Annotated in this window: 18 protein-coding genes; 12 read left to right on the top strand and 6 right to left on the bottom strand. The window is 72.6% G+C overall.

The genetic code is table 11. From position 1 onward, the window contains the following. The first annotated feature begins 21 nt into the window (after window positions 1-21). The 6 genes from ribH (at window position 22) to ABD385_RS18620 (ending at window position 4,949) form a co-directional block, all read left to right on the top strand. Entirely contained in the window at window positions 22-507 is a 486-nt protein-coding gene (gene ribH, locus ABD385_RS18645) for a 6,7-dimethyl-8-ribityllumazine synthase (RefSeq protein WP_344577214.1), read from the top strand. Between the two features lie 83 nt (window positions 508-590). Beyond that, complete coding sequence (locus tag ABD385_RS18640) at window positions 591-863, top strand: phosphoribosyl-ATP diphosphatase (RefSeq protein ID WP_016571913.1); 273 nt, start codon at window positions 591-593, stop codon at window positions 861-863. Between the two features lie 55 nt (window positions 864-918). Beyond that, complete coding sequence (hisG, locus tag ABD385_RS18635) at window positions 919-1,767, top strand: ATP phosphoribosyltransferase (protein ID WP_016571914.1); 849 nt, start codon at window positions 919-921, stop codon at window positions 1,765-1,767. A 46-nt stretch (window positions 1,768-1,813) separates the two neighbouring features. After that, window positions 1,814-2,284, top strand: coding sequence for a PH domain-containing protein (locus ABD385_RS18630; protein ID WP_344577201.1), 471 nt, complete (start codon window positions 1,814-1,816; stop codon window positions 2,282-2,284). A 173-nt stretch (window positions 2,285-2,457) separates the two neighbouring features. Further along, complete coding sequence (locus tag ABD385_RS18625) at window positions 2,458-3,822, top strand: hemolysin family protein (protein WP_344577198.1); 1,365 nt, start codon at window positions 2,458-2,460, stop codon at window positions 3,820-3,822. Continuing rightward, window positions 3,819-4,949, top strand: a complete 1,131-nt coding sequence (locus ABD385_RS18620; RefSeq protein ID WP_344577194.1) for a hemolysin family protein — start codon at window positions 3,819-3,821, stop codon at window positions 4,947-4,949. Before ABD385_RS18625 ends, ABD385_RS18620 begins: the two co-directional genes overlap by 4 nt. 95 nt (window positions 4,950-5,044) lie before the next feature. On the opposite strand, the gene ABD385_RS18615 is transcribed toward ABD385_RS18620, so the two are convergent. Together ABD385_RS18615 and ABD385_RS18610 are read right to left on the bottom strand one after the other, a co-directional pair. Beyond that, entirely contained in the window at window positions 5,045-6,946 is a 1,902-nt protein-coding gene (locus ABD385_RS18615; protein WP_344577191.1) for an AAA family ATPase, read from the bottom strand. Window positions 6,947-7,442: 496 nt separating this feature from the next. Then, window positions 7,443-8,039 (bottom strand): uridine kinase family protein, encoded by a 597-nt coding sequence (locus ABD385_RS18610; RefSeq protein WP_344577188.1) that lies wholly within the window; start codon window positions 8,037-8,039, stop codon window positions 7,443-7,445. Between the two features lie 158 nt (window positions 8,040-8,197). Between ABD385_RS18610 and ABD385_RS18605 the strand changes: the two genes are divergently transcribed. After that, window positions 8,198-9,583: a peptidase C39 family protein gene (locus ABD385_RS18605; protein WP_344577186.1), complete on the top strand. Its 1,386-nt coding sequence runs from the start codon at window positions 8,198-8,200 to the stop codon at window positions 9,581-9,583. Between the two features lie 842 nt (window positions 9,584-10,425). Beyond that, a complete protein-coding gene (locus ABD385_RS18600) occupies window positions 10,426-10,896 on the top strand; it encodes an RDD family protein (RefSeq protein WP_344577184.1) in 471 nt (156 codons plus the stop codon). A gap of 401 nt (window positions 10,897-11,297) precedes the next feature. Here the strand turns inward: ABD385_RS18600 and ABD385_RS18595 are convergent, their stop codons facing one another. Beyond that, window positions 11,298-11,840, bottom strand: a complete 543-nt coding sequence (locus ABD385_RS18595) for a carbonic anhydrase (protein WP_344577181.1) — start codon at window positions 11,838-11,840, stop codon at window positions 11,298-11,300. Window positions 11,841-12,194: 354 nt separating this feature from the next. Between ABD385_RS18595 and ABD385_RS18590 the strand changes: the two genes are divergently transcribed. After that, window positions 12,195-13,547 (top strand): NAD(P)/FAD-dependent oxidoreductase, encoded by a 1,353-nt coding sequence (locus ABD385_RS18590; protein ID WP_344577179.1) that lies wholly within the window; start codon window positions 12,195-12,197, stop codon window positions 13,545-13,547. Between the two features lie 165 nt (window positions 13,548-13,712). Here ABD385_RS18590 and ABD385_RS18585 read toward each other — a convergent pair whose 3' ends face one another. The 3 genes from ABD385_RS18585 to ABD385_RS18575 form a co-directional block, all read right to left on the bottom strand. After that, window positions 13,713-14,030 (bottom strand): transcriptional regulator, encoded by a 318-nt coding sequence (locus tag ABD385_RS18585; protein ID WP_344577176.1) that lies wholly within the window; start codon window positions 14,028-14,030, stop codon window positions 13,713-13,715. Continuing rightward, window positions 14,030-14,503, bottom strand: coding sequence for a hypothetical protein (locus ABD385_RS18580; protein WP_344577174.1), 474 nt, complete (start codon window positions 14,501-14,503; stop codon window positions 14,030-14,032). The genes ABD385_RS18585 and ABD385_RS18580 overlap by 1 nt, the downstream gene beginning before the upstream one ends. A 109-nt stretch (window positions 14,504-14,612) precedes the next feature. Then, on the bottom strand, window positions 14,613-15,374 hold the full coding sequence (locus ABD385_RS18575) for an SDR family oxidoreductase (protein ID WP_344577170.1): 762 nt from the start codon (window positions 15,372-15,374) through the stop codon (window positions 14,613-14,615). A gap of 152 nt (window positions 15,375-15,526) precedes the next feature. Between ABD385_RS18575 and ABD385_RS18570 the strand changes: the two genes are divergently transcribed. The 3 genes from ABD385_RS18570 (at window position 15,527) to ABD385_RS18560 (ending at window position 17,503) form a co-directional block, all read left to right on the top strand. Beyond that, on the top strand, window positions 15,527-16,390 hold the full coding sequence (locus ABD385_RS18570) for a helix-turn-helix transcriptional regulator (RefSeq protein ID WP_425585431.1): 864 nt from the start codon (window positions 15,527-15,529) through the stop codon (window positions 16,388-16,390). 202 nt (window positions 16,391-16,592) lie between these two features. Then, window positions 16,593-17,012, top strand: a complete 420-nt coding sequence (locus ABD385_RS18565) for a hypothetical protein (protein ID WP_344577168.1) — start codon at window positions 16,593-16,595, stop codon at window positions 17,010-17,012. Further along, entirely contained in the window at window positions 17,009-17,503 is a 495-nt protein-coding gene (locus ABD385_RS18560) for a thiol-disulfide oxidoreductase DCC family protein (RefSeq protein WP_344577165.1), read from the top strand. Before ABD385_RS18565 ends, ABD385_RS18560 begins: the two co-directional genes overlap by 4 nt. The last annotated feature ends 37 nt before the right edge of the window (window positions 17,504-17,540 follow it).

Below are 17,540 nucleotides of genomic sequence, written 5' to 3'. Positions count from 1 at the left end.
ATCACCCGTACGAGGAGAAGCATGAGCGGCAAGGGCGCACCCGAACTGACCGTGAAGAACTGTGGCGACCTGCGGGTGGCCGTGATCGCCGCACAGTGGCACCAGCAGGTCATGGACGGCCTGGTCAACGGCGCGCTGCGGGCCTTGGGCGACCTGGGCATCGACGAGCCGACGCTGCTGCGGGTGCCCGGCACCTTCGAGCTGCCGGTGGTCGCCAAGGTCCTGGCCGGCCGCGGCTACGACGCGGTGGTCGCGCTCGGCGTGGTGATCCGCGGCGGCACCCCGCACTTCGACTACGTCTGCCAGGGCGTCACCCAGGGCCTGACCCAGGTCGCGGTGGACACCGGCGTTCCGGTCGGCTTCGGCGTGTTGACCTGCGACACCGAGGACCAGGCGCTGGACCGCGCCGGACTGCCCGGATCCGTCGAGGACAAGGGGCACGAGGCGGTCACCGCCGCCGTCGCCACCGCCGCGACGCTCCGCACCGTCGCGGAGCCCTGGCGCTGAGCATCCCGCCCGGCGCCCGCCCCCACCCTTCGGTCGAGGCGCTGCGCGCTGCTGTGACGTCACCGCGTAGGGTAGGCGCCATCATGTCCAAGAAGACGTTCGAGGAGCTCTTCGCCGAGCTCCAGCAGAAGGCCGCCACGGGCGACCCCGCCACCTCCCGCACCGCCGAACTGGTGCAGGCCGGTGTCCATACGATCGGCAAGAAGATCGTCGAAGAGGCCGCGGAGGTGTGGATGGCCGCGGAGCACGAGTCCCACGACGCCGCCGCCGAGGAGATCTCGCAGCTCCTCTACCACCTCCAGGTGATGATGGTCGCCAAGGGGATCTCCCTCGACGACGTCTACGCCCACCTCTGATCCACCCCCCCCACGCACGTCCCCAACTCCCTTAGCTGCAAAGGAAATCGCCGTCATGCTGCGCATCGCTGTCCCCAACAAGGGTTCACTGTCCGAGCCTGCGTCGGCGATGCTCCATGAGGCCGGCTACCGCCAGCGCAAGGACCGCCGCGAACTGGTCCTGGTCGACGCGGAGAACGACGTCGAGTTCTTCTTCCTGCGCCCCCGCGACATCGCGGTCTACGTGGGCTCCGGCAAGCTCGACATCGGCATCACCGGCCGCGACCTGCTGCTGGACTCCGGCTCGCCGGCCGAGGAGATCCTCCAGCTCGGCTTCGCCGGCTCCACGTTCCGCTACGCCACCCGTCCCGGCACCGCCAAGGACGTCAGCGAGTTCGGCGGGATGACCATCGCCACCTCCTTCTCCGGCCTGGTCACCAAGCACCTCGCCGACAACGGGGTGGACGCCTCCGTCGTCCACCTCGACGGCGCGGTGGAGACCGCCATCCAGCTCGGCGTCGCCCAGATCATCGCCGACGTCGTGGAGACCGGCACCACCCTGCGCAACGCCGGCCTGGAGATCATCGGCGAGCCGATCCTGAAGTCCGAGGCCGTGGTCATCCGCGGCACCGGCGCCCCGGACGACGACCCGAAGGTCCGCCAGTTCCTCCGCCGCATGCAGGGCGTCCTGGTGGCCCGCCGGTACGTGATGATGGACTACGACATCCGCGTCGACCAGGTCGAGAAGGCCGTGGCGCTCACCCCGGGCCTGGAGTCCCCCACCGTCTCCCCGCTGCACCACGAAGGCTGGGTCGCGGTCCGCTCCATGGTCCCGGCCAAGGACGCCCAGCGCATCATGGACGAGCTGTACGACCTCGGCGCCCGGGCGATCCTGACCACCGGCATCCACGCCTGCCGGCTCTGACGCACCGCCGCCAGCACTCCCACCCCCTCCTGACGGAAGACGACACGTGTCCGCGCCCGCGTCCCCCGCTGCCGCCCCGCCCGCCCTCCCGGTGACCTTCCGGCCGTCCCGCACCCGGGCCGTCCTGTACACCGTCGGGATCGCCCAGCTCGCCGCCCTCACCGCGATCGCGGTGCTGCTGCCGGAGCTGAGCGGCGGCGAGCGGATCAGCTTCGCCGGCACCGGGGTGCTCGTGGGCGCCGTCCTCCTGCTGCTCGGCCGCCCCCGGGTCGTCGCGCGGCCGGAGGGCGTCACGGTCGTCAACCTCACCACCCGGCGCGACCTGGCGTGGGCCCAGGTCCTGCGCGTCAACCTCCGAGCCGGCGACCCCTGGGTCCATCTGGACCTCGCCGACGGCACCAGCCTGCCCGCGATGGGCATCCAGCCCGGCATCGCCCGGGAGCAGGCCATCCGCGACGCCCGTGCGCTCCGCGACCTCGTCGAGCGGCACGGTGCCGTCGACCACACGGCCCGCTGACCCTGCCGCAAGGCGGGCCCCGCTGTTTACTCTGTTCTCCGGGGTGCACCCGCACCCCTCCCCTTGAGTGGGACCCAACGACCCGAGGAGTGACTCCCTCCGGCAATGGACGGATCGTCCTGTAGTACCTGCGCCGCCCCTCCCGAACCCCCGCATACGACGGAGGCGGCGGCATGACCGGCCCCCTGCTGCTCCTCCTTGCGGCACTCGTACTGATCTTGGCCAACGGCTTCTTCGTGGCCGCCGAGTTCGGCCTCGTCACCGTCGAGAAGGCGGACGCCGAACGGGCCGCCGCCGACGGCGACCGCCGGGCCGGCACCGTGGTCTCCGCACTGCGCGAACTCTCCTTCCAGCTCTCCGGCACCCAACTGGGCATCACCATCACCTCCTTGGTGGTCGGCATGCTCGCCGAGCCGGCGCTGGCCGAACTCCTGTCCGGTCCGTTGCTCGCCCTCGGCCTGCCCAAGGGCGCCGTCCCGGGCATCGCGGTGGTCATCGGCATGTTGGTGGCCTCCGCCGTCCAGATGGTCGTCGGCGAGCTGGTGCCCAAGAACTGGGCGGTCTCCAAGCCGCTCCAGGTCGCCCGCTTCGTCGCCGGCCCCCAGGGCGCGTTCTCCCGCTTCTTCCGGCCGGTGATCACCATGCTGAACACCGTCGCCAACCGACTGGTCCGCGCCCTGGGCGTGGAGCCGACCGACGAACTGGCCTCCGCCCGCACCCCCGGCGAGCTGGTCTCGCTGGCCCGGCACTCCGCCCGGGCCGGTGCGATCGAGCAGGACACCGCGGACCTCTTCGTCCGCACCCTCTCGCTCGGCGACCTCACCGCGGAGAACGTGATGACGCCCCGCGTCCGGGTCAGCGCCCTCCAGGCCAACGCCACCGCCGCGGACGTCGTCAACCTCACCCGGGCCACCGGCCTCTCCCGCTTCCCCGTCTACCGCACCCGGCTCGACGAGATCGTCGGCATGGTGCACCTCAAGGACGCCCTGGCGGTCCCCGCCGAGGAGCGACTGCGCATCCCGGCGGCCCGGATCGCGGTGCCGCCGCTGCTGGTGCCCGAGACGCTGCCGGTGCAGCCGCTGCTGGAGCGACTGCGCAGCGAGCAGCCGATCGCCGTCGTCGTCGACGAGTACGGCGGCACCGCCGGTGTGGTCACCCTGGAGGACATCATCGAGGAACTCGTCGGCGAGGTCCGCGACGAGCACGACCGGGTGGACCTGCCCGAACTCGGCCAGGCCCCGCCCGAGGACGGCCGCCCCGCCTGGGACGCCGACGGCGGCTGCCGGGTCGACACCCTGCGCCGCATCGGCCTGGACGCCCCCGACGGCCCGTACGAGACGGTCGCCGGCCTGGTCGCCCACATACTCGGCCGGATCCCGGCCCCCGGCGACACCGCGGAGCTCGACGGGTGGCGCCTGCGGGTGCGGCTGGTCACGCACCACCGTGCCGAGCGGATACGGCTGGTCCGGCTGGCGACCCCCGTCGTTCCCGAGGCCGCCCGCGAGCGCGTCGCGGCCGGTGCGGAGGTGGCCCGATGACCGTGGCCCAGCTCTTCTTCGCGGTCCTGCTCGTGCTCGTCAACGGCTTCTTCGTCGGCGCCGAGTTCGCCCTCGTCTCGGTCCGCCGCAGCCAGGTCGAACCGCTCGCGGCCATGGGCTCCAAACGGGCCCGCCGGGTCCTGCACGGCCTGGAGAACCTGCCGCAGATGATGGCCGCCGCCCAGTTCGGCATCACCGTCTGCTCCCTGACCCTCGGCGCGGTCGCCGAACCGACCGTCGCCAGCCTGCTGGAACCGCTCTTCGAGGCCGTCCACCTGCCCGCGGCCCTGGTCCACCCGCTGGGCTACGCCCTCGCCCTCGCCCTGGTGGTCTTCCTCCACCTGGTGATCGGCGAGATGGTCCCCAAGAACCTGGCGATGGCCGCGCCGGAGAAGACCGCCCTGTGGTTCAGCCCCGGACTGGTCGCCTTCGCCCGACTGTGCCGCCCGGTCACCGCGCTGCTCGGCGCACTGGCCAGGGGCGTGCTGCGGCTCTTCGGCGTCGAGCCCAAGGACGAGGTCGAGGCGGTCTTCACCAGCGAGCAGCTCACCCACCTCGTCGAGGACTCCGGGCAGGCGGGCCTGCTCGACCCGGCCGAGCAGGAACGGCTCTCCGACGCCCTGGAACTCGGCAGCCGCCCGGTCACCGACGTGCTCCTCGACCCCGCCGGGCTGATCACCGTCGAGCCGACGGTGACGCCCCGCCAGGTGGAGGAACTGACCGTACGCACCGGCTACTCCCGCTTCCCGGTCTGCGCGCCGGGCGGCGTCTACATGGGATACCTGCACGTCAAGGACGTCTTGGACCTGGAGGATCGGAAGCGGGCGGTGCCGCAGCGGATCTGGCACCCGATGACCACGCTGCGCGCCGAACTGCCGCTGGACGACGCCCTGACCGCGATGCGCCGGGCCGCCTCGCACCTCGCCGCGGTGGCCGACGCCGGCGGCCGGGTGCTCGGCCTGGTCGCCCTGGAGGACGTCCTGGAGATGCTGGTCGGTGAGGTCCGCGATCCGGCGCACCGCACGGAGCCGACGGCCGGCCCGGCGCCCCGCACCGGCACCGAGCGGGTCGGCGCACCGCAGGACGGGGCGCCCCTGGCGACCGAGGACCCCGCGCTGGCCGGCTGACCGCCGCACGGACCCGCGGACGTGGGGGCGCGCCGGATGACCGGCGCGCCCCCACGCACGTCCGGCCGTCGGCGTCCTGGGGCGTCAGAAACGCCCTAGAAGTCCAGCCCCTTGGGCGGTGTCTGCGGATCGGGCCCGCGCCCCGAGAGCACCTCGCCGTACGCCTGCATCAGGTCCGGCAGGCGGAGGGTGGCGAGGTCGTCCCGGGTGGGCGTGCCCTGCCAGGTCGACAACCGCAGGTCGCGGTAGGCGCAGCTCTTCTCGTACAGGGTCCGCAGGAAACGGCCGTTGCCCAGCTCGTCGATCCAGCCCTGCTCGACGACGTGGCCGTTGATGCTGCGCAGTTCGTCGCGGGTCTCCTCGTCCCAGCGGTCGCCGTTCTCCGCCGCCAGCACCTCGCCGATCTTGGTGAGTTCCAGCGGCCGGTAGCTGGGGAAGTCGACGCGGCTGGTGAACCGCGAGGACAGCCCGGGGTTGGCGGCCAGCAGCCGGTCCATGCCCTCGGGGTAGCCGGCCAGGATCACCACCAGCCGGTCGCGGTTGTCCTCGGCGCGCTTGAGCAGGACCTGCAGCGCCTCGTCGCCGTACGCGTCGCCCTTGCTGTAACCGGAGTTGGACAGGCTGTACGCCTCGTCGACGAAGAGCACCCCGCCGAGCGCCGAGTCGATCAGTTCGTTCGCCTTGACCGCGGTCTGGCCGAGGAACTCTCCGACCAGGTCCGCCCGTTGGGCCTCCACGAGATGGTCGCCGCCCAGCAGCCCCAGCGCGTAGAAGACCCGGCCGAGTATCCGGGCCACGGTGGTCTTGCCGGTCCCCGAGGGCCCGGAGAAGACGAAGTGCCGCTTCGGGGGCGCCACCGGCAGGCCCTGGCCGGCGCGCAGCCGGGCCATCCGCAACTGCGCGGACAGCGCCCGCACGTGCCGCTTGACCGGCTCCATGCCGACCATCCGCTCCAGCTCCGCCAGCGCCTTCTCCAGCAGCACCGGGTCGGCCGGTCCGGTGGGCAGGAGCGGACGGTCGCGACGGCCCGGCGGGGCGGACTTCCGCCGGGCCGCGCCGCCGTCCCCGACGGGCGGTCCGGTCGCCTCGGGCGGCGGCCCGACCGGCTCGTCGGCGACCAGCAACTCCCGGCCGTCCACCGGGTCCAGTGGTGCCAACGGGTCGAGGTCGCCGCCGGCCTCCTGCACCGGGCCCTGGGCGGAGACCGTCGCCAGTCCGGCGCCCTCGTCCAGCCCGTCCGCCTCCGCGATGGCGGCCAGCCGGGCTGCGGTGTCCATGAACGTCGGATCGACCCGGTGCACCGCGCGGTAGAGGGGGAGCGCGGCGGCACTGCGGCCGGTGCCCTCGTAGGCGCGAGCGAGCCAGTACCGCAGCTCCTTGCGCTGCGGCTGCTCGCTGCGGCAGCGCATCAGGGCCGCGGCCAGCAGTGGTTCGGCCTGCCCGTACGTCTCCAGCCGCACCCGTGCCATCCCGCCGAACAGCCCCGCCTCGATGCCCAGCACCGGATCGCCCAGCAGCGGTTCGGTGTGCCGGACGAGCTGGTCCCAGTCCTTGACGAGATAGGCGCGGCAGGCGTGCAGGAACCGGACCTGGGGGTCGGTCTCCACCGGCGGGCAGCCGGCCAGCGCCTGGTCCAACTCGGCGACGTGGCGGCCGTCGAGCCAGTGCGAGGCGTGCGCCAGCAGCAGGTCACGGCCGGTCTCCAGCACCGGCTGGACCCACCAGCCGAGCCAGTACCACGAGTTGAGGGACCGTCGGTGCCGGGCGCGCTGCTCGCCGAAGCGGTCCCGGTGCTGGTGCATCCGCAGCAGCGCCATGGTGGTGTCCGCGCGCAGCGCGTGCAGCCCGAGCCAGGCGTCGGCCATCGACGGATCGAGTCGGACCGCGGCCCGGAACTCCTCCTCGGCCTGGGGGTAGGCCCCCATGGTGTAGGCGTCGACCGCGCGCAGCCAAGCGAGTTCGGCCGGGGCGGGCGAACCCTGAGCGCCGACTTCCATCCCGTCCCCCCACAAAACGTCCCCCCGTGGTGTACCACCGGACGTGTGCCGGGCCGTGGGCCCAGGGCCGGGTAGGTCCTGGCCGAACCGGCGTGCGGCGGGCGGGAGTTGCCCTGCCACGCACCCGGGTCCGGGTCCTGCGGTGGCACAGACTCGCATCGTACCTGCGCTGTCGGTGCAGGTCGTAGAGGGCGGCACGAGGTGGAAGCAGGGGCGGACGAGGGGGCGCACCGGCGCGAAGAGAACGGTGACCCAGGGTGAGGAAAGTGCCGCCCGGCGAGCGCCGCGGCAGGTCTTCCGCACAGGACGAAGCCCCCGATCACGGGGGAACAACCGGGGGCTTCGCGTCTGCAGGCGGTCCGTTGAACCGCACATTGAGAACGTAAGTCCTGTACGCCCCCCAGGTCAAGCCGAGTTGGCGCACTCGGCGGGTCCCGGTCGGCGCCTGCCGGCGTGTCAGCCACGGTCGGCTACGCAGGGTGAAATCGGGGCCCGGTCACGGCGCGTCGGCCGGTCCCACAAGCACCTCGTACCCCATCTGCCCCTGGCGCACCAGGAGATCGGCGTGCGGTCGGGACGGATCCGCCGCGAAGTGCGCGCGCTCCGCCGGAATCCAGCCATCCCAGAACGTGGAGAGCCCCGGGCCGTCGCGGAGTTGGCCCCGTTCCCATGCACGTTCGCTCGCCAGTTCCATCCACAGCAGGCACGCGGTGTACGGGCGCAACTCGCGCCGCCCGGTGCCCACGCCCTCGACGAGCACCACCGGCTCCGGCGGCAACTCCCGCACCGCGTCGAACTCCTGCCGCACCCAGTCGTAGACCTCGTAGTGCGCCGTCTCGCCCCGCGACAGCGGCGTCAGCACCTGCTCCCGGAACCGGCCGCTCCAGGCGAACAGCTCCGCATGGGTCGCGAGGTCGTCGGTGTGCACCACCGGGGCGCCGCCCAGTGCCCCGGCCAGCCGTCCGGCGAAGGTGCTCTTGCCGGATCCCGCGTGCCCGTCCACGGCGATCAGCCGCACCGGGCCGCAGGAGGGCGGCAGGGTGCGCAGCCGAGCGGCCAGCGAGGTCAGTACCGGGTCCGGGGGCGGGGTCATCCCACCAGCGTACGCCAGTGGTCCACACCAATATTCGTGGCGCGACGCGCGTCGGACCGCCTTCCTAAGCCCGCCCGCAAGGGCAATAGTTGAGCCCACCGGAACCACCCCGTACCACCCCGCACCGCGATCCGTCCGCACCGACTGGGGGACCCCACATGACCAGCTCCGCGCCCCGGCGCACCGTCCTGGCCGCCGTGCTCGCCGCAGCCGCGGGCGCCGCCGCCCCGCCCCTGGCCGCGGCCGCCGGCGCACCCGCCCGCCGCTCCGTCCCGCCGCCTCCCGCCCCCACCGCCCGAACGAAGAGCCCCGTGGACTACCACGCCTGGACCGCCGCCGCCGACTGGCACCACGGCACCGCCGACGGCACCCGCGTCGTGGCCGCCGCCCGCCCCGGCATCGCCCTCGCCCGCCCCGCCGGCACCACTGTCTACCGCGACCCACACACCAACAAGACCGCCACCTGGGAGTACGCCACCTGGACCAGCCCGGTGCACCGCCTGCCGGTCCCCGCCACCGAGGCCGTCGCCTCCTGGAACGCGCACACCCCCGCCGGCACCTGGATCGCCGTCGAGCTGCGCGGAACCTACTCCGACGGCAGCCGCACCCCCTGGTACGTCATGGGCCGCTGGACCGCCGGCGACGGCGAGAGCGACATCCGGCGCACCTCCGTCGACGACCAGAAGGACGGCCGGAGCGCCGTCTCCACCGACACCTTCGCCGTCGACGACCCGTCGAGCGGCCTCCGGCTGGCCGCCTACCAACTCCGCGTCACCCTCCACCGCCGACCCGGCAGCACCGACACCCCCACCGTCTGGCGCCTCGGCGCGATGGCCTCCGACCTCCCCGACCGCTTCGAGGTCCCGGCCTCCGCCCCCGGCCTCGTCGGCCGCGAACTCCAGGTCCCGCGCTACTCGCAGGAGATCCACAAGGGCCAGTACCCGCAGTACGACAACGGGGGAGAGGCGTGGTGCAGCCCCACCTCCTCCCAGATGATCATCGAGCACTGGGGCCGCCGTCCCACTAAGCAGCAGCTCTCCTGGGTCGACCCCTCCTACGCCGACCCACAGGTCTGCCACGCCGCCCGCTACACCTTCGACTACCAGTACGAAGGCTGCGGCAACTGGCCCTTCAACGCCGCCTACGCCGCCACCTACCGCGACCTCCAGGCCGTCGTCACCCGCCTCTCCTCCCTCACCGACGTCGAACGCCTCGTCCACGCCGGCATCCCCGTCATCACCTCCCAGTCCTTCCTCAAGACCGAACTCGACGGCGCCGGCTACGGCACCGCCGGCCACCTGATGACCGTCATCGGCTTCACCCCCTCCGGCGACGTCATCGCCAACGACCCGGCCTCCCCCGACGACCCCGCCGTCCGCCGCGTCTACAACCGCCGCCAATTCGAGAACATCTGGCTGCGAACGAAGCGCCACGACGACAAGGGGCAGGTCAAGAGCGGGTCCGGGGGGGTGTGCTACCTCTATTTCCCGGTGCGTGTTTCCGCAGTTCAGAGGGGTGCGCTTGCCGCTGTTGGGGTGCGCTGAGGGTGTAGCGGAGGCGCGGGCCCTTACCGGTCGGGGCCCTGTCCTCGTGTCGCTCCGGCGTCCTGGGGGGAATCCGGGGAGAGTGCGTCGGTTCTGCGGCGAGCTGGGCCGGCCGGACCGCAATCACCTGAGGGACTCCCGAGCAGTCAGTCGTGTGACTTCACGTGGACGACGCGTGCGTCGCCCACGTCGTCCGTGTCGATGTCGAACTCTGCCTGGTGATCGGCTTCAGACGATGTCGACCGCCTCCCGCACCGGAGCATGGCCGGTCTGGACACGGTGCGCCGCCGCGCTCCGTAACCTGCCAGCAGCTCGGTCAGCACGGCTACCCGGCCCTCGGCAGAAACCGGGCGAAGGTCAGTCCGGAAGGTCCTGCCCCTCCCGCCGCGCATCCTTCAGTAGCAGCGCCAGCGTGGTCTCGGTCGGCCCCCTCGGCACCACCTCCTGCTCCTCCGCAGGCAGAAGTGGGAGGGGGAAGACTGACGCGGGTCCCTCGTTGGCCGACGGCCCGCCAGGCGGCCGCCGGCTCAACGGTCCGTGTCGGGGCGGGTGGTCGGCGGGGAGACGTCTCCCGGTGCCCGCGTTCGGTCGGGCCGTGTTGGACAACTGCCGGTCGATATGGCCCTGTTCGTGCATCCCGGGTTGTCGTGGTGCCGCGGCATCGGTTTGGATCACCTTCTGTGAGTAGTTTCCAGTCGCCACCGTCCCCCAACCAGCCCGGCCCCGGCTTCGGTCCCACGCAACCGCACTACGGTCAACCGCAAGGCGTGCCGCCTCAGCCTCACCTGCCGCAGTCCCCAGTTCCGCCGCCGTACGGGGCGCCGGAGCCCATGCATCCGCCCATGGGCCGGCCGCAGGGCCCACCCCCACAGGCGCTCGCCGCCCCCGGCGTGCGCCTGCTCGCCCGCTTCATCGACTACCTGATCATCGGGATGTTGATCGCGGGCGCCTGGGTGCCGACGAACATCTGGATGTACAGCATGTTCAAACCCGGAGACGACCGAGGGGCGCCCGTGGTCCTCGGCCTCTTCGCCTGGACGCTGCTCGTCGGCCTCTTCTTCGAACCTCTGACGATGGCGATGGGCGGCACCGTCGGCAAAGCCATCTGCGGCCTGCGCGTGGTCCAGGTCGAAACCGGTAACAAGCTCGGGTTCGGCCACGCGCTGGGACGGTGGCTGGCCTACCTGGGCATCGGCATGGTGCCGGTTCTGGGCCTGATCAGCGTGTTGTCATGCATTTGGAACGAGCCGTTCCGGCAGTGCATGCACGACAGGGCCGCCAACACTGCGGTCGTCAAGCGCCGCTGGCAGTGACACACCGGCCGTGGCCCGGACCGGTCCGAGGCGCGCCGGCCCATGAACGCCATGTTCGATGGATCTGCCGGTGCCGGATCATCCCCGACGGCATCAGCCCCGACGGCACCGTGCGGCTCCGTCCCGGGCGGGACGGAGCCGCTCCGTGTCGAACCTGCTGCTCGCTTCAAGCGGTAGCAGACCAACGTTCCGTCTCTCACTGGTTGTCCTCGGGGCGCGGGCGTCATCTGCCTTGGCCGGTCTCCAGGCGCCGGTGGTGGGGGTTCCCGGCCGTGGCGTATGGGGCCCGCTTCGTCTTGCGGCAACGGCGTGCCGCACCGAAGCCCGAGGGCCGGTCCGTCGGATGAGGTTGCCTCCGTCTCGTCGCCGTACCGCGGCTACCGAGGTCGACGGCGACCTGTTCAGTCGGGTGGTACGACGGTGGTGATCTTGCCGGTGTCGAGGTCGTAGGCGTAGCCGCCGATCTTGATGTGGTCGATGCTCGAGGCGAGTTCGGGGGCCGAGCGCAGGGTGGCGACGTCTTTTTGGACCGTCTGGGAGGGGTCCAGGACGGCCATCTCCAAGGAGGTCTGTTCGTCCCAGCCGCCGCGGGCGGCGTAGCCGGCGCGCAGGTCGTCGTCGGCGAGGAGGCCCGAGCCGCAGTCGGTGTGGTGGATGACGGCGATTTCGAACCAGTCCGCGTCGGGGGTCTTGTTCTCGTGCAGGTGCACGATCCAGGCGAGGTCCTTGATGACCGCGGGCGTCGTGCGGCCGCCGATGTTGCGTGCGACGATCGCCTCCCCGAGCCGGGCGCCCAGCACCGCCGCCGGCTCCACCCGCGGATCGATGCAGATGATCAGGTACAGCTGCTTGAAGGGGACGAACGGGATCTGCGGGACGTCGGCCTGGGCGCCGGAGGCCGCGAAGGCCTGGTTGCGCTCCAGGTACGGGGCGAAGTTCGACATGGCGGGTTCCTTTGCGGAGGCGGTGGCGGCTCGGGGCCGGCCCGTTCGGCCATGGACCGCGGGTGGGCGGCGGCAAGCCGTCCTAGCGCCACCCTCGCGCAGGCGGGGACCGCCCGCCAGGCGGGCCCCGCCCCGCAAGGGGTGGCCGGGCAGCGGCCGCCCTGGCGCCCTCGTGTGGACGAACGCCTCGGCCCCCGGCCCCGTCCTCTAGCGGCATGGCCTCCGGAGGTACCCGCCGCTACGGAGCGTCCTCGTTTGCTCGCCGTGCGTGGAATATTCGTCGGTCGATCGGGGCAGGGAACGGCCCGGGTGCGGCGGGGTCAGGCCCGCGGCAGGGAGGGAGAGGGTGTGCCTATGGGTACGGACGTTCGGCACGCGGTGGTGATGGGGGCGGGGATCGCGGGACTGGCGGCCGCCCGGGTCCTGGCCGAGGTGTGCGAGGCCGTCACCGTCATCGAACGCGACCGCCTGCCGAGCGCGTCCGCGCCGAGGGCCGGGGCGCCGCAGGGACATCATGTGCACGGCCTGTTGGCGCTCGGTGCCGAGGTGTTCGAGGGGTATTTCCCCGGGCTGCGGGCCGAGTTGGAGCAGGCCGGTGCGCCGGTCTGGGACTGGGGCGAGGGACTGTGTGCCGTGCTGCCCCACGGCACCCCACCGCCCACCCCGATGGGCATGCCCATCCAGACCTTCTCCCGGCCCCTCCTGGAGCACGTGCTCCGCCGGCGGGTGACGGCGTTGGAGCGCGTCGTCCTACGGGACGGACTGACCGTCACCGGCCTGTGCACCGCCGGCCCCGGCACGGTCCGTGGGGTGCGCGTCAAGGGCGTCGACGGCGAGGACGAGATCGCCGCGGACCTCGTGGTGGACACCACGGGCCGCTCCACCCACCTGCCGCAATGGCTGGCCGCACTGGGACTGCCCACCCCTCACACCACGACCGTCGACGCCCAGGTCGGCTACGCCTCGCGCACCTACGCCTACCCGGAAGGGCACCGCCCGCCGTGGTGGAAGGGCCTGCTGCAACCCCTGCGGGCTCCCGACTTCGACCGGGGCTGCTACGCCATCCAGATCGAGGACGACACGCTCCACGTCACCCTGCACGGAGCCGGCGGCACCCAACCCCCGCGCGGTGAGGACGACTTCCTCGCGTACGCCAAGACGCTGCGCGGCCCGATCGCCGACACCATCGCCCCCCTCACCCCCACCTCCTCCGTGCGTCGCTACGCCCGCACGGTCAACCGCAAGACCGCCTACCACCGCCTCGCCCGCTGGCCCGACGGGCTGATCGCCCTGGGGGACTCGGTGTGCACCTTCAACCCCGCCTACGGTCAGGGCATGACGATGGCGGCCCTCGAAGCGCGGCTCCTGGACGAGATGCTCCGCGGTCGGCGCGCTCGAAGCCCCTTCGACGGACGGGCCTTCCAGCAGCGACTGGCCCGCCTCACCGCCTCCTCGTGGCTGATGGCGACCATCCCCGACCGCGCCTGGGGCCAGGACCAGTCATCGCCGGTCTCGCCCCTCAAGGCCGGCAACTGGTTCATGAACCGGCTGATCGACACCGTCCCGCACGACCCGAAGGTCTACACCACGTTCTCCAGCCTCTTCCACATGACCGCGGGGCCCCTGGCGCTCGCCGATCCGCGTCTGCTCTCCCGCGTCCTCGTCGGACCTCGGCCCCGCACCGACCGGCGTTCGTCCACGGCCTGAAGTGCCGGCCCGGCTGGCTGCCGGGCCGGGCCGGGCACCGCCTGCGTTCAGGCGTCGCGTCGGGTGAGCGTGGCCGCCGTACGCGTCGTGGGGACGTCGTTCAGGTCGCCTTTCTCGGGGTCGCCTGCCGGCCGCCGGGGTCCGAACGACCCGTCCGGGCCCCGATCAGCCCGACTGGCCGGTGGCTTGCGGGGCGTGCGCGGCCGCCGCGATCCGCTCCAACGCCGCGGCGTGGCGGCGGAATTCCTCCCGCCCCACCGGGGTGAGCCGCACGAGGGTGCGGCGCCCGCCGAGGGTCTTGTACTTGCGGACCTCGACGTAGCCCTTGGACGTGAGTGCGGAAACCTGCTTGGAGAGCGCGGAGTCGCTGGTGTCGATCGCGTCCCGCATGAACCCGAACTCCAGCCAACTGGCCGGGGCCAGCAGCGCGACGATCGTCAGTCGCGCGGGAACGTGCAGGAACTCGTTGAAGTCTTCGTCCATCAGCGCGGTCCGGCCTCCGCCTTCTTGTCCTGTGCCCGGGCCACGGCGACGGCCCGCCACCTGTCTGCGACGACTGTGCCCGCCAGGCACAGCACTGCGGAGACCACGGCGTGCGGTGCGGGCACGCCCCCGGCCTCCGCGGCGCCCGACAGCAGGCGGATCGCCGCCGCCAGGGCCAGTCCGAGCGCCACCGCGAGGAGCGCCTGCCTGCTGGTGAGCGGCATGCGGACGGAGGCCCGCCGCAGGTAGACCGCGAGCGTGCCCGCGAACAGCACCAACGACGGGAGGAGTACGGCTCCGCCCCAGGGGTTGGGCAGGTCGAAGGAGGCGAACGCCGCGAACACCAGCACTGCCGTGGCGGCGAGGTAGGGCCGGGAGAGGCCGTAGCGCACGTACTCGGCGCGCGACTGTCCGCGCCGACGTCGGACGTCATCCAGTGCGGCCTGTGCGGCCTGTGCGTCATGGGATGTCATGCGGCCCCCTGCCCTCTACGGCATCTAGTTTCCTGTCAGGAAAGTACCAGGTTCTTTCTCCTCGGGAAAGTAGTGCGGCCGAGGGGGCCGCCCGCACCACCGGACGGGCTCACGCCTGCCGCGTCGGCAGCACGACGGCCTGGCGCAGGTTGACGTGGCGGGCGCGACTGGTGGCGTAGGCGATCAGGTCCGCGACGTCGTCGGCGGAGAGGCCGATCAGGGCCTCGAACATGCCGTCCAGTTGGGCGGCGAGTTCGGCGTTGTCGACGTGGCCGCCCAGTTCCGTGTCGGTCAGGCCGGGCTCAATGTTGGTGACGCGCACGTCGCGCGGGCCCAACTCGGTGCGCAGGGACTGGGAGAGGTAGGTGAGCGCGGCCTTCGTCGCGCCGTAGACCGCGTAGTGGGGGAAGGCGACGTGGGCGCCGATGGACGAGACGTTCACGAGGTCCGCGGTCCGGCCCGCCGCGGCCGCCGCGATCAGGTCCGGGGTGAACGCGCGGATGACCCGCAGTGCGCCGGCGACGTTCGTGTCGAGCATGCGCTGCCACTCGTCGGCGCGGCCGTCGGTGACGGGGTTGGGCAGCATCACGCCGGCCGCGTTGACCACCAGGTCGACCGCCCCGTACGCGGTGTGGATCCGCTCCACCGCGGCGTCCACCGAGGCCGCGTCGGTGACGTCGGCGGGGACCGCGAGGGCCTGTCCGCCGTCCGCCTCGATCCGGGCGGCCAGTGCGGTCAGCCGGTCGGCCCGGCGGGCGAGCAGCGCCACGCGCACCCCGTGCGAGGCGAGCGTCCGTGCGGTGGCCTCGCCCATGCCGCTGGCGGCTCCGGTGACGACGGCGGTGCGACCGGCGAGGGGGGCGTACGACATGGGAACTCCTGGTGCGGTGGGTGGTGTTGCCGGGCGTCTCCCGGCGACGTCACCCACCCTGCGCCCCGTGGCCGGGCTTACCCAGGGTGGCCGTTTTCCTGGGTCCGGCAGTACCAGGATCGAGGGGTGCGCCGGAGCCTAGGATCGGCGGCATGGACACACCCATAGGCCGGGAACTCGGCGACTTCCTGCGCTCGCGGCGCGCTCGCATCCAACCCGAGGAGGTCGGGTTGCCGGGGCACGGCAGGCGGCGGGTCCCGGGCCTGCGCCGGGAGGAGGTCGCCCAGCTCGCGGGCGTCAGCGTCGACTACTACATCCGTCTCGAACAGGGCCGCGGCCCCTCCGTCTCGGACGCCGTCCTCGACGCCGTCGGGCGGGTGCTGGGCCTCGACGACACCGAGCAGGAGTACCTGCGGCGGGTGGCCAGGCCCACCGCCCGGCGCGCCGCCACCCGTCGCGCGCCCGCCGGCGGCGCCTCGCCCCAGCAGGTCCGCCCCGGCCTGCGCCTGCTCCTGGACACCATCGACAAGGCGCCGGCCTTCGTGCTCGGCCGCCGCATGGACGTGCTCGCCTGGAACGACCTGGGTGACGCCATGGTGGGCTTCTCGCGCATGGCGCCCGAGGACCGCAACATGCCGCGGCAGGTGTTCCTCGACCCCCGTTCCCGTGAGCTGTACCCCGACTGGCCGGCGGTCGCCGCGGAGACCGTCGCCCATCTGCGACTGGACGCGGGAAGCCATCCGCACGATGCCCAACTGGCGACGCTGGTAGGTGAGTTGTCGTTGCGGAGTGAGGACTTCCGCCGGCTGTGGGCGGACCACCAGGTCCGGGAGAAGAGCTACGGCGTCAAGCGCCTGGACCATCCCGTGGTGGGCGCACTGGAGCTGCCGTACGAGACCTTGGCCGTGCCGGGGGAGGCGGGCCAGATGCTGGTGGTCTACACGGCGGAGCCGGGCTCGCAGACGGCGGAGCGCCTGCAACTCCTGGCCAGTTGGGCGGCGACGCCGGCGGTCTGAACGGGGCGCGGGCCCCGGTGCGGCGCGGTCCTCGGTACGCCGGTACGGCGATCGGGGGCCGCGCCCTTGTGTTTTCCGGGGTGTCGTCACCCCTCCCGGTGTTGGGCCCGGCGTCCGGCCGCGTCCGCACTTGAACGTGTTCAAAAACGCGTCTAGAGTCTCCCGCAAGAGCTTTTGAACACGTTCAAGAAGGAGTCGGGACGTGGACCTCACCGTCGTCGCGTACGTCATCTACCTGGTCGTCAGCATCGGCCTCACCGTCTGGGTCGCCCGCACCCTCAGCCGGAACGGCCGGATCTTCCTCGCCGACGTCCTGCGCGGGAACGAGAAGTTGGCGGACGCCGTCAACCACCTGCTCGTGGTCGGCTTCTACCTCGTCAACCTCGGGTTCGTCACCCTGTACCTCCAGGACGACGGCACCCTCGCCACCGCGCGACAGGTCTTCGAGGCGCTGTCGAAGAAGCTCGGGGTCGTGCTGCTGGTGCTCGGGCTGATGCACCTCGGCAACGTCTTCGCGCTCAACAAGTTCCGCCGGCGCGGGCTGATGGACCGGGAGCAGACCCCGCCGGTGCCGCCGCAGGGGTACACCCAGCCCGCGAGCTTCGGGCCGGCGCAGGCATGACGGCGAGGACCGTCCCCGGGGACCGGGGTGCCACGGGCACCCCGGTCGGCCGGCTCACCGTCCTGTACGACGCGCACTGTCCGCTCTGCGCGTTCGTGCGCGACTGGCTCGTGCGGCAGCGGCAGTTGGTGCCGCTGGACCTGGTGCCGGCCGGGACCGCGCAGGCCCGGCAACGGCTGCCGGAGCTGGACCACGCCGGCACCCTGGAGGAGATCACGGTGGTGGGGGACGGCGGCCAGGTGTACCGGGGCGCCGCCGCCTGGGTGGTGTGCCTGTGGGCGCTTCGGAAGTACCGGCCGTTGGCCCACCGGCTCGGCACCCGCTCCGGGCAGCAGCTCGCCCGTGGCGCGGTCCTCGCCGCGTCCCGGTACCGCGCCGCGCACCGTAGTCCGCGGCCCGGCGACACGGTGGTGCCCGGTCCGGGGGACGGGCGCGGGCCGGGTCCGGCCGCCGCGCGGGGTTGCCGCGGTGGCTGCGCGGTGCCCGATTAGGCTCTCCCCGTGCCAGCACAGAACCAGCCCCCACCCA

It is taken from the genome of Streptomyces lunalinharesii (assembly GCF_039532155.1).
GTDB classification, from domain to species: Bacteria; Actinomycetota; Actinomycetes; order Streptomycetales; family Streptomycetaceae; genus Streptomyces; species Streptomyces lunalinharesii.
This window is presented reverse-complemented; position numbering and strand designations above follow the sequence as displayed.